Here is a 12317-nt window from a genome sequence, read left to right on the forward strand (position 1 = left end):
GGCCTGGCTCCCATAGCCGCCCTCGTGCGGGATGAAGACGGAGCGATCATCAGAACCGGAGGCTCAGGCCCGCGGTCACCCGACGGTCGGTCAGGCCGTTGTAGCAAAGCAGGGCGTCGTCATTGATGCAGTATTCATTGGCGTCCTCGCGCGTCAGGTTGATCGCCTCGATGCCGATGCTGGCCCAGGGGGTGATGTCGTAGTTGACGCTGGCGTTCAGCTGACCCCGGTCGTCGCTGACACGCGGCACGTCAAAGGCCGAGGTGAAGGCTTCCGTGTTGAGGAAGTCCGAGCGCCATGTGTAGCGCATCCGCGCGCTCAGCCCGTCCCGCTCGAAGTAGAGGGTGGCGTTGTAGGAATACTTCGACAGGTTCTCCAGCTCGATCAGATCCTGAGGCAGGGGGTTGAAGCCGAGATCCCGCGTCGTGTTTCGGGTCAGGCCGATGGTGCGGTAGTTCTGCACATTGCCGCCCGTCTCCTGGTAGGTGAAGTTGCCGATGAAGCCGAAGCCGGAGGCCCAGCCCAGCCGGTCTTCCCATTGGGACAGGTCATACTGCAACGCCAGTTCGACGCCGGTCTGGGTCGTCTCGCCCTCCACGTTGAAGGTCGAGGTCAGGGGCACGCAGATCCCCACCTGCCCGCGCGCCGGGTTGTTCTGGTTGATGATGGCGATCGGGTTGTAGATGCCGCCGCCCGGGCAGGCCTGGTCCCGGCTGCGGTTCACCACGCCGCCCACGGCGTTGTCCGGCGGGCTTTCCGTCACGCTGGCGAACAGGTTGTCGCGCACCTTGTGGAAGACCCCGATGCTCACCAGGCTCGAGGGCGCGAAATAGTATTCGGCCGAGAGGTCGAACGACAGCACCGCTTCGGGCTGAAGATCGGGATTGCCGCGCACCACCGCCGTGTTCTCGCTCGTCGCGAAGGTCACCGACGAGGACAGGTTGTTGAAGTCGGGCCGGCGGATGTCGCGCGCGATCCCGCCTCGGATGATCACATCCTCGGCCGGCTCGACCACGAGGTTGAAGCGCGGCAGCCAGAATTCATAGGAGGCCTCGTTCTCGGCCCGCGTGGTGACGCCGCCCGTCGCGATCGTGTTGCCGACCGAGTTCAGATCCGTGGTCACATAGCGGACGCCGAGGTTTCCCCGCACCGGCACGCCGAGGGCGTCGGTGTCGAAATTGGCCTGCAGATAGGCCGCCGAGGTGTTTTCGGTGATCTCGAAGAAGGCGCTGGCCTGTGATGTCGGCACGCCGATCTGGGCGATGTTCGACCCATTGGCGGCGTTGCTCGCCGCGATCGCCGCATTGAGCGCCGCAAGGGTGCCGGCCGGGTCGCGGAACGCCCGTGCGCCGTCGATGATGAGGAAGTTCGGGAAATACAGGCGCCGGTCGTCGGCGGCGTTGAAGTTGTCAGGCCCCGCAATCAGGAGGTTGGCGAACCGGTCCCCGCTCGGGCGGAAGAAGGACGTGCTGATGTTGGTGAAGCCCGTCGTGCCGGTGACGTTGTCGTTCAGAACGCTGGTCTCGTTCCAGCGCAGGCCCGCGTCGATCGAACTGATGAACGGCAAGAGGTCATAGGTGTCATAGGAGGCATCGACCCGGAAAGCCTTCTCCTCGTTTTCCCTCAGACTGCGGGACTGGGCCACCTGCTGCAGCCGATAGTTGGCCGGATCGAGCAGCATCGCCGCCGTCGGGGTCGTGGGCAGGCCCTGAGCGATGCCGAATTGCAGGGTGTCTCCCCTCAGGTCGAACTCGATCGGCACGCCATTGGCCAGGGTCACCCCGGCGGTCGGCCGGGGGGCGTTGGGGTTCACGAACTCCAGGGTCGTGTTGAAGCTCGGCAACACGGAATCCGACGTCGAGATCGAGGCCTCGCCCCGAAGCGACAGCCGCTCGCCCTTCCATTCGCTACCGAAGGCGAAGACCCGGCTTTCGGTGACGCGCGAGCCCGTGTCGCTGGTCGTGCGCAGATAGGGTGCCAGGTTGCCGTTCAGCCGGGGCTGGATGATGCCCGCGACCGTCGCCTGCACCGAGCCGAGGTCGATGTCGCCGTTGGGGCCGTTGGCCGTGCCCAGGTTGACGGTTTCGAAGGCCGTGTTGTCGGTGTTGTCGACGACGCCATTGTCCGAGACCGTCGAGATCTGGACCGTCGAACTCTGCTCGGCCCGTTCCTGGTCGTTCAGGACGGCGTCGAAATAGAAGCGCAGCTTGTCGTTGGGCTTCCACTCCGCGGATCCCGCGAAGTTCTTCGTCTCGTATTCGAAGTTGTCATAGTCCTGGTTGAAGAACTGGATGCGCAGGAAAGGGAAGGCCTCCGCGCTGGCCCGGCCCGAGGTCGGGGTCACCACGGCGTCGCGGTCGACACGCGGGCGGAAGGCGGCCACGTCCTGTTCGGCGTAGCTGAAGCTGCCGACCAGGCCGATCTGGCCGATCCCGGTCTCCCACCGTTTGCCGACGGTGCCCGAATATCGCGGCGTCAAAGTATCGGACAGGTCGCTGTATTCGGACTGGGCGCGGAAGGCGAAGAGCGGCTCTGACAGGGTCAGCGGCCGGATGGTCTTGAGATTGATGGTGCCGCCGACCGAGCCTTCGATCGTCGCGGCCTCGGACACCTTGGTCACCTCGACGGAACTGATCATTGAGGCCGCCAGGTCGTCGAAACTGATGCCCGACCGCCCCGATCCTGAGCCGACCGTGGACACGCCGTTGATTTCGACCCGGTTGGCGTCCGTGCCCCGGATCTGCACGCCGCGGCCGACGCCGGCCTCACGCGTGATCTGGATGCCGGTGACGTTCTCCAGCACCTCGGCCAGGTTCTGGTCGGGCAGCTTGCCGATGTCCTCGGCCTCGATGACCTCGACCAGATTGTCGGCGTTGCGCTTCTGGGAGAGCGCGCTCTGCAGGGAGGCGCGAATGCCGGTGACGACGATCTCTTCGACCTGGTCGACCTCTCCCTCAGTCGGCTCCTGCGTCGGCGCCGTCTGGGCCAGGGCGGGCCCGGCGATAAGGATCGCCGTGCTGGCCATGAGGACCGTCATTCGGGCCTTGTGAGAATTCGCCCGCGAACTCGCGAGTCCCAACCGCGTCATCATCGCCTCCCATGGCATTTTTATCGTTGGCAGGAAGCTGGATTGGCCTGGAGATCATGTCAACCTATTTCGCGGCAATAGGCAGACCTTTTACCGGACCAATTGGTCAACCAGTTTAGGCGGTCGCGCTACAGCATTGTGCCGAGGGTGGACCTTGAAACTGTCGTGAGTCCGTTGTTTGCGGGCGGCTAGAGCTGTCCCTCTTACTCGCAAGCCCCCGACATGATGGCCAGACATTGGTTGACATAGAGGTCCGCCAATATCAGGCTGCGAGGTCTGCCAAGACGCCGCCTTTCGTCGCCGCCAATACGCGCCACGACCGTCGTCGCCCTTGGCGGGCCGTGCGGTGGCACCGAGCTGCGACGCGCCAGACCACAAGGACAGACCACCCAGATGGCTGAACCCCGCCTTTATCAGACGGTTGCGAACCAGATCCGGGCGATGATCGAGTCTGGCGAGTATCCGGTCGGATCACGCTTGCCGGGCGAGCGCGATCTTGCCGAGCGGCTGGGCGTCAGTCGGGTCACCATCCGGGAGGCCGAGATCGCGCTCGAGGCCCAGGGCTGGATCAGCATCCGCACCGGGTCAGGCGTCTACGTGCAGCAAGGACAGGCCTTGTCCGCCCTGCCCCAGGTCACCGCTTTCGATCTCACGGCGGCTCGGGCGATCATCGAGGCGGAGGCCGCCGCCCTGGCGGCGGCGCACATCACCGAGGACGATCTGCTGGCCCTCGAAGAACTCATCCTGGCTATGTCCGCCGAAGGAATATCTGCGGAAAGCGCCGCCCTGGCGGACCAGGAGTTTCACCTCGCCATCGCACGGATCGGCGGCAATCCTGTCCTAGAACACTGCGTGTCCCTGATCTGGCGGATCCGCAACGAGCTGCCTCAGGTCCGCCAGGTCTATGGCCGGGTTTGCCACAACGACAGCCAGGCCCGCACCCACGAGCATGCGGAAATCCTGGCCGCCCTTCGTCAACGCGACCCCCAGGCCTCGCGCAACGCGATGCGGCAGCATTTCCATCGCCTGTTCGAAGCCATGCTCGAAGCGACGGAGTCCGCCGCCATGGAGGAGGTCCGTCAACGCACCGAACAGGATCGGATGCGATTCCTGGCGACCACGAGAACCTAGAACCCATGCCGGCTTTCTCGAAAGCCAAGTCATTCCCCCGCCTCGACCGACGCCAAATCTCGCGCACCGATAAAAGGTGTGAAGGCTACTTCCGAAGCTGGGCGGGCGCACCAGGCCAAAGCCTTCGTCATCCGCCTTTCGACAGTCTTGGGACTCCCATTCAGACTGCCCGATTTGCGCCCCTCGCCCAGCGCGCAGAGGGGATTCCCGCCGACGAACCGCTACGTCGACACGGCCGTCGAAACCCGCTTCCCGACAGCTCCTGCTAATGTCTCGGAGTCCCTTGTGGACACCCGCGATTTCCTTCGCCGTAGTGACCAAGCTCATGGGGCCGGTATTGGGTCGGCCCAAATTCATCAACCGCCCCAATGGTTTATCGCGACGGACAGAGCAGTTTCGGCTACCTCTACTGCGATACGGACCGTTGTGCATTCGACGTCGGGGGTTCGAGTCTCTCCGGGATCGCGACTAAGCCGCACTTGCTCCGACGGCGCTTGGGCCTCAAGAAAGGATTCGTGCAGTCGGGGGCGGCTTACCTTGAAGTTTCTCAAAAATCCGGCGGTCCAGTATCTGCTGATGTTCGGGCTGGTGACGCTCGGCCTGTTCAGCGTTCTGGCGACGCCGTGGGCGACGAAGATGTTCGTCCAGCCCTTCACTCAGGGGTTGGTGCATGTCTGCGTGATCCTGCTGGCGCCGTTCGACGGGCGGGTGGAGGCGGTGGGCGACATCCTGCGCTTCACGGACGGGCGGGGGGCCGTGCGGGTGTTGGCGGGCTGCAATGCGGTGGAGGTCTGCGCCCTGCTGGTCGCGGCCATCATCACCTTCCCGGCGAAGTTCAAATACTGCCTGATCGGCGCCGTGGCCGGCGTGGTCGCCCTGCAGGCCGTCAACCTGCTGCGGATCATCAGCCTGTTGTACCTGTCGCGCGGGTCGGCCGAGGTGTTCGAGTTCTTCCACATCTATGTGTGGGACGCGATGATCGGTCTGGAGGGCCTGCTGGTCTTCCTGTTCTGGGCGCGCTGGCAGGGGCGTAGAGCGGATGCGGACAGGGCCAGGGCCGAGGAGGCCGCAGCATGACGGGCTTGCTGGATCGAATAAAGGCATCGACGCCTGAGGAAAGCGAGCGGCGCCGGTTCGGTCTTTGGGCCCTGGTCGCCCTGGTCGTGCTCTTGCCCCTGTGGTGGATCTGGGGCGCGGGCGCGATGGCGGCGATCCTGCGTCCTCTGGCGGCCGTGGTCGCGGGTCTGTTCGGACTGCCGGGCCAGATTTCGGTCAATGCGCAGGGCGGCTGGATCATCGCGACCGGACTGACCCAGGTCGGCGGCGGCGACTTCGCCCTGACCGTCTCAGGCGGAGAACTACGGCGCTTTCTGCTGTCGTTTCCCTTCTTCGCCGCCCTAATGATCGCGCCGCCGCGTTCGGCCAGGCTGTGGCTTTCGGCCTTGATCGGTGTGCTGGCGTTATCGGTCCTGTTCGTCGTCTCGGTCGCTGTCTTTACCTGGGGATCGTTGGCGCCGATGTTGAACCCGGCCTTGGCGGCGTCGAGCGCCGGCGCGACGCTGGTGACCTCCGAGCCGTTGAACCCGCTTCTGGCGCAGGTGGCGGTGATCGGTCGGTATGTGACCTTCACCATCGCCCCCCTGTTCGCCGCCCTGGTGCTGTGGGGATGCCTCAATCCCCAGGGAAGACAGGCGCTGCTGGGTGATTTTTCCGGTTCGGACGCCGACGCATCGCGCTAGACAGACGCTGGGTGTTTCGGAGGCGTCGTTGATCCGCGCTGCAGTTTTGAGCCTGTTGTTGATCGCGTCGGCGCAAGCGACGTCTGCGCAGACCGTCGCCTGTCCCCCCGCCAGCAGCGCCTTCACCCTGACCACGGGGACGGAGCGCGCGCCGGAACAGGTGCAGGTCCGGTTCGACCGGGCCGATCTGTCGATCCGGGTCCTGCCCGACCAGAAGCGGATCGAGGGGGCCGCGACGCTCGACTTCACCGCCACCGCGACCCTGCACTGGCTGCCGCTGGAATTGGACGGCGTCTTCACCATCCGGTCTATCGTCGTGGACGGGGTCGAACTGTCGGCCGACGACGACTGGCGTCAGGAGGACGGCCGTCTCTGGATCGATCTCGGCCGCGAACTGCAGGCCGGCCAGTCGACGCGCCTCCGGATCGTCTATGACGGGGCGCCGCATCAGGCGAAGAACGCCCCGTGGGACGGCGGCTTCGTCTGGTCCACGACGCCGGACGGCAAGCCCTGGATCGCCACGGCGGTTCAGGGCGCGGGCTGCGACCTGTTCTGGCCCTGCATCGACCATCCGCAGGGCGAGCCGGGGCGCGTCGACCTGCATATCACCGTCCCCTCGGACCTGTCGGCGCCGTCCAATGGCCGTTTCCTTGGCAAGACAGACAACGGCGACGGGACCACGACCTGGAACTGGACCGCGCGCGACGCCAACACCTATGCGATCGCCCTGAACATCGGCCCCTACGTGGAACTGTCGGGCGACTATCGCAGCCGGTTCGGCAATGTGGTGCCGATGCGGTTCTGGCATCTGCCGACCGCGCCGGCTGGACGGCCCGAGGCCCTGTTCGCCGAGTTTCCGAAGATGCTGGACTTCTACGAGGCGACCGTCGGTCCCTTCCCGTTCGGCGACGAGAAGATGGGGGTGGTGGAGACGCCGCACCTGGGCATGGAGCACCAGACCATCAACGCCTACGGCAATGGCTACAAGCTGGACGGCAAGGGCTATGACTGGCTGCTGCAGCACGAACTGGCCCACGAGTGGTTCGGCAACCAGATGACCAACGCCACCTGGGACGACATGTGGCTGCATGAGGGGCTGGGCAGCTACATGCAGCCCCTCTACGCCCGCTGGTTGAACGGCGACCGCTACATGGAGGCGGAGCTGGCGGAGATGCGGAAGTCGCTGTCGAACCGGTTTCCGCTGGTCTCGGGGCGGGCGCAGGATTCCGGGACGGTCTATTCGGATGCGACCGGGCCGGGGCTGGATCTCTACTACAAGGGCGCCCTGGTCGCCCATTCCCTGAGGCTGCTGATCGGGGACGAGGCCTTCTTCCGCAGCCTGACCCGGCTCGTCTACGATCGGGCCGATCCGAGGCCGGGCAATTTCCGGCCGGTCTACCGCACGACGCCCGACTTCATCCGCATCGTCAATGAAGAGGCCGGGCGTGATCTGGGCTGGTTCTTCGCCGCCTATGTCTATCAGGCCGCCCTGCCCCGGCTGGTTCTGACGCGCGAGGGCGACCGGGCGACGGTGGCCTGGGCCGACACGGCCGGCACCTTCCCCATGCCGGTCGAGGTCGAGGTGGACGGACGGTTGCGGGTGCTGGATATGGCGTCGGGATCAACGCGCTTCCCGGCGCGGGCGGGGGCTCACATCCTGCTGGACCCGCACAACAAGCTGCTGCGCCAGCTCGACTTCATCGACGCCTACAAGGCACGCGAGCGCGGCGGCGGATGAGTCCTCTCAGGCCAGGGTCACGGTCACCGACTGGCTGACCAGTTCGCAGGTCCCCTGGGTGGTCAGAAAGGCGATGTCGGCGGCGTCGCGACCGCTGGCGATGCGCACCAGACCCTCGATGGGCGCCAGGCCCGTGGGGTCGATCAGCCACCAGCCGCCGTCCAGGTAGACCTCGAACACGGCGTGGAAGTCCGGCGGCTGAAGCTCGTGGGCGTAGGCGCTGACCGCGCGGGCCGGAATGCCGGACGCCCGGCACAGGGTGATGCCCAGATGGGTGAAGTCGCGGCACACCCCGGCCCGGTCGATGAAGGTCCGGGCGGCCGTGGTCTCGGTGTCCGAGACGCCGTGTTCATAGTCGACGTTGTCGCGGATCCACTCGAGGATGGCCAGGACCCGCGCCCCGCCCGAGGTGTCGCCGAAGCTGCGCTGGACGAAGCGGCCGAACTGGTCGGACGGACAGTAGCGGCTGGGGCGGGTGTAGATCAGCACCTCGGCCGGCAGGTCGTTCCAGTCGTGCTGGCTGACGCCCGGCGGCAGACCCAGAAGCTTGCCGTTGTCCACGGTGGCTTCGTAGGTCAGGGCCACCTCCCCCTCCAGATGGCATCGCAGGGTGCGGGCGCCGAAATCGGGATCGACATCCTCGTGGAAGTCGAACGTCGGGTCGCTGGTCAGGGTTTCGTCGATCAGGGTCTGGCCCGGCCAGTCGGCGACCTTGATCAGATAGATGGCGTCCGTGGGGGGGTCGAAGCGATAGACCAGTTCGGAGCGGACACGCAGTTTCATCGACCGCCCATGCAGGGTTGGAGAGCTTCCGTCAACGGCTCGCCGCAGTCCCGGTTCCGATTACGGCCGGCGAGATTTGACAGGCCGACCAGGGTTCTCCGATAGTCGGGCTCCAGAGCCCCATCGGAGCGCCGCCATGCTGACCGTCCTTCTCGCCACCGCCCTGCTTCAGGCCCACACCCTGCCGGGCACGACCGCTCCGCCCGCTGCGGAAGACGGCGTCCGGATGAGCGCCGGCGCCAACCTGCGCACGCCCCTGACGGCCGAGGAAGAGGCGCAGCCCGAGCGGGTTTGTCGCATGGAGCCGGTCACGGGGTCGCGGTTCCCGGTTCGCGTCTGTCGCTCGCCCCGCAGCACAGCCGCCAACCAGGCCGAGAGCCGCGACATGCTGCGGCGAATGCAGGGTCTGCCTGAGCTGCCCAACAGCCTGTCCGGCCCCAAGACCCCGCCGGCCTACTGAGACTTCACGGTCCGATGTAGCGCTGGCGACGTGCCGGCTGGGGTGTGAGAAGCGAGGCGGCGACCCCCTGCCTTCAGGTCGCCGTAAGCGCCTGCGTCAGCCCATGTCGATGGCGTGGCGCCAGTTGTGGGGATCGGCCTCGGTTCCCCTCTGCAGGCCGGTCAGCTGGGCGCGCAGGCGCCGGGTCACCGGGCCGTCCTGGCCGTCGCCGATCTGCTGCGTCCCGCCGGTGAAGCGGATTTCGCCGATGGCGGCGACGACGGCGGCGGTGCCGCAGGCGAAGACCTCCTTCAGGCGACCCGAGGCGGCGTCGGCCTTCCATTCGTCGAAGCTGTAGGGCGCCTCCTCGATGGCGATGCCCGCATCACGCGCCAGGGTCAGGATCGAGGCGCGGGTGATGCCGGGCAGGATGGTGCCCAGCGGCGGGGTGCGCATGGAGCCGTCGTCGAAGACGAAGAAGACGTTCATCCCGCCCAGCTCCTCGACCCAGCGATGCTCGGCGGCGTCGAGGAAGACGACCTGGTCACAGCCGTTCTTCACGGCCTGGGCCTGGGCCACCAGGCTGGCGGCGTAGTTGCCGCCGCACTTGGCCGCGCCCGTGCCGCCGGGGGCCGCGCGGGTATAGTCGTCGGAGACCCAGACCTTCACCGGCTTGGCGCCGCCCTTGAAATAGGCGCCGGCGGGCGAGGCGATGACGCAGAACAGGTATTCGTTGGACGGACGCACCCCGAGGAAGGCCTCGGTCGAGATCATGAAGGGACGCAGATAGAGGCTGCCTTCACCCTCGGGAATCCAGTCGCGGTCGGTGCGGACCAGGGCCTCGATGGCCTCGATGAACAGGTCTTCCGGGATCGTCGGCATGGCCAGACGCTCGGCCGATTCATTGAAACGACGGGCGTTCTCCAGTGGACGGAACAGGGTCACGCCGTTCCCGGCCTTGTAGGCCTTCATGCCCTCGAAGATTTCCTGGGCGTAGTGCAGGACGCTGGCGGCCGGGTCGATCTGGAAGGGCTTGCGGGCCTCGATCTTCGCGTCGTGCCAGCCGTCGGCCGTGGTCCAGCGGATGGTCGCCATATGGTCGGTGAACACGCGGCCGAAGCCGGGGTCGAGCATCAGTTGCGCGCGCTTGTCGGCGGGGGTCGGGTCGGTGTGCGGCAGAATGTTCACGGCGGGACTTCCTTCGGACGCGGCGTCGGTTCCGGCGCTTCTAACGCGCGACGGCAGTCGAGGCGACCTTCAGAGGCGTTTTTTCTGTCGAAGCCCGGTGTTCGACGACGGTTTTACCGCCAGAGCGCCGAAAACGCGCTCGAACCGACCCGCTTTCGGATCAACCGAAGGTGCGTCTGAGGCGCAGGGCCACATAGGGGCCGAAGGTCTGACGCCGGGCGTCGACGACGGCGACGGGCGAGACGTCGCGGGGGCCGTCGTGGATCACCCGATCGAAGCGATAGCCCCGGCCGGTGATGTTCTCGACCTGCAACTTGAGCACCAGGTTGGGCCGCGCCTTCCATTCGGCGAAGGCCGACCACCAAGGATCGGTTTCCTCTTCGGAGATCTGGTCGAACCGGTATTCGCGGTAGGGCGAGCCGAAGAAGGCCGAGACGCCCCATTTCATCCGGCGCGCCGGCAGATCCTGGCTGAACTCGACCTCGCCCTCGAACGGAGCGTAGCCGGACATGCGGCGGCGTTCGCCCGTGGTGGGATCGGTCACCTCCGTGTGAGCCGCCTCCACGAAGGTCTTGAGCAGGCCGCCCTCGACGCCGAGCCGTCCCAGAGGCAGGGTCAACCGCGCCTGGGCCGCCCGCCGCTCGGCGTCGCCGATATTGCCCGGCGCGTCGAACACGCCCGACGGCGAGACCACCGGCACGCGGTCGATGGCGTCCTCGATAGCCTCGTTGATCAAGGTCAGGGCCAGGGCTCCCTCGCCCCAGAAGCGACGCTCATAGACCGCCTCGACCACCCATTTGGCGGCGGGCCTGAGATCGGCGTTGCCGGCCGAGACCTGGCCGGTGTCCAGACTGGCGGAGGTGATGAAGTCGCTGAAGTCGAGCTGGCCGACCTCGCGTTCGATGCGCAGGCGCCATTCGCTGCCTTCGTCCGGGGTCCAGACGGTGGTGAGGCGCGGCTTGGCGTAGGTCAGGGCGCGGACCGTCTCGGTCTCGCCGCTCTGGCTCAGTTCGGAGGTCTCGACCCGCAGGCCCGCCTCGACCGACCAGCGCGGGGCCGGACGCCAGGTGGCGGACAAGGCGACCTCGGCCCGCCGCTCCTCGACCCGCACGTCCGAGGACGGCAGTTCGATCTCGACGCCGTCCTCCTCGGCGACGGCCTTTCCCTCGCGCCAGTTGAAGGCGCCCTCCAACCCGCCTTCCAGCGTCAGCCGTGGCGAGAGGATGCGGGTCAGGCTGACGCGGCCGATGCTCTCGCCGGTCGTCTCCTCGCTGTCGAACCGTTCGCGGCCATCGGCGTCTGCGGACGAAGAGGTCAGGGTCTCGTCGCCCCAGCGTTGCAGGCCGACGATCTGGAGACGCCCAGACGACAGAGGCCGTTCCCAGCTCGCGCCCAGTTCGGCCTCGACCTCCTCCTCGTTCTCCATGACCCGCGACAGATCGGGCGAGGGGTGGGTGCGGCGGTCGTCGAGGGACCAGTCCCAGGTTTCGGTCGAGACCAGACCGTTGGCCGACAGGGTTCCGCCCGACAGAGGCTGGGTCCAGGCGGCCGAGACCCGTCCGCCCTCCCCGCCGCCGGTCTGGTCGGCCTGACTGGCCCGGATGAGAGCCCCCAAGAGGTCGCGCCGCTCGCGCGGGCCGTCGCCGGCGTCTTCGTCGACGTAGCGGTAGAGTTCGCCCGAGGCCTCGATGCGGCGGTCGCCCGGCAGGCTGCGGCTGAGCTCCAGCCCGAGGTCGCCGGCCCAGCGGCCGTCATCATGCCGCTCGGTTCCGGCGCTGAGCGCGCCTTCCAGAGTTCCGCCCTGCCGCCGGACGATGTTGGCCACGACGGGTTGGCCCTGCATGTCGATGCCGGGCGCGCCGCCCCGGATGACCTCGATCCGCAGGACCTGGGACGCCGGTATGCGCCGGATCAGGCTCTCCAGGTCCTCGGACTTGCTGGCGGGACGGCGACCGTCGATCAGGACGTTGCCCTGGGCGCCCGACAGGCCGCGCACGTCGCCGCCCGCATCGAAGACGAAGCCCGGCAGGCGGGCGATCATGTCCAGGGCCGTCGTGGGCTGGGCGGCCATGAAGAAATCGGCCGGATAGTCCAGTCGCCCTCCGGTCTGGACCAGAGCGACGGCCGGCAGGGCGATCGGCGCCGCCAGTCCGGCGACCATGGCCCAAACCCCTGCCCTCCCGATCCTCATCCCCGCCTCCGATTGTGGCG

Annotated in this window: 9 protein-coding genes; 5 read left to right on the plus strand and 4 right to left on the minus strand. The window is 67.0% G+C overall.

Annotated features, from left to right (window positions below; translation table 11 throughout):
- Positions 1–49: 49 nt before the first annotated feature.
- Complete coding sequence (locus ACT6QK_RS01080; RefSeq protein ID WP_444595976.1) at positions 50–3037, minus strand: TonB-dependent receptor; 2988 nt, start codon at positions 3035–3037, stop codon at positions 50–52.
- A 444-nt stretch (positions 3038–3481) separates the two neighbouring features.
- Between ACT6QK_RS01080 and ACT6QK_RS01085 the strand changes: the two genes are divergently transcribed.
- From ACT6QK_RS01085 to ACT6QK_RS01100, 4 genes are all read left to right on the plus strand, one after another.
- Positions 3482–4219 (plus strand): FadR/GntR family transcriptional regulator, encoded by a 738-nt coding sequence (locus tag ACT6QK_RS01085; protein WP_444595977.1) that lies wholly within the window; start codon positions 3482–3484, stop codon positions 4217–4219.
- Positions 4220–4756: 537 nt separating this feature from the next.
- Complete coding sequence (gene xrtH, locus ACT6QK_RS01090; RefSeq protein ID WP_444595978.1) at positions 4757–5296, plus strand: exosortase H; 540 nt, start codon at positions 4757–4759, stop codon at positions 5294–5296.
- Positions 5293–5958 (plus strand): exosortase H-associated membrane protein, encoded by a 666-nt coding sequence (locus ACT6QK_RS01095; RefSeq protein ID WP_444595979.1) that lies wholly within the window; start codon positions 5293–5295, stop codon positions 5956–5958. Before xrtH ends, ACT6QK_RS01095 begins: the two co-directional genes overlap by 4 nt.
- Positions 5959–5986: 28 nt before the next feature.
- Positions 5987–7696: a M1 family metallopeptidase gene (locus ACT6QK_RS01100; protein ID WP_444595980.1), complete on the plus strand. Its 1710-nt coding sequence runs from the start codon at positions 5987–5989 to the stop codon at positions 7694–7696.
- A 6-nt stretch (positions 7697–7702) separates the two neighbouring features.
- On the opposite strand, the gene ACT6QK_RS01105 is transcribed toward ACT6QK_RS01100, so the two are convergent.
- On the minus strand, positions 7703–8479 hold the full coding sequence (locus ACT6QK_RS01105) for a transglutaminase-like domain-containing protein (RefSeq protein ID WP_444595981.1): 777 nt from the start codon (positions 8477–8479) through the stop codon (positions 7703–7705).
- 136 nt (positions 8480–8615) lie between these two features.
- Between ACT6QK_RS01105 and ACT6QK_RS01110 the strand changes: the two genes are divergently transcribed.
- Positions 8616–8939, plus strand: a complete 324-nt coding sequence (locus ACT6QK_RS01110) for a hypothetical protein (protein ID WP_444595982.1) — start codon at positions 8616–8618, stop codon at positions 8937–8939.
- A 96-nt stretch (positions 8940–9035) separates the two neighbouring features.
- On the opposite strand, the gene ACT6QK_RS01115 is transcribed toward ACT6QK_RS01110, so the two are convergent.
- Both ACT6QK_RS01115 and ACT6QK_RS01120 read right to left on the minus strand, forming a co-directional pair.
- A complete protein-coding gene (locus tag ACT6QK_RS01115) occupies positions 9036–10106 on the minus strand; it encodes a branched-chain amino acid aminotransferase (RefSeq protein WP_444595983.1) in 1071 nt (356 codons plus the stop codon).
- 160 nt (positions 10107–10266) lie between these two features.
- The gene (locus ACT6QK_RS01120; protein WP_444595984.1) at positions 10267–12267 is read right to left on the minus strand and encodes a TonB-dependent receptor plug domain-containing protein; all 2001 of its coding nucleotides are present in this window, start codon (positions 12265–12267) and stop codon (positions 10267–10269) included.
- Positions 12268–12317 lie beyond the last annotated feature (50 nt).

Source organism: Brevundimonas sp. (genome assembly GCF_052436175.1).
Classification (GTDB): Bacteria; Pseudomonadota; Alphaproteobacteria; order Caulobacterales; family Caulobacteraceae; genus Brevundimonas.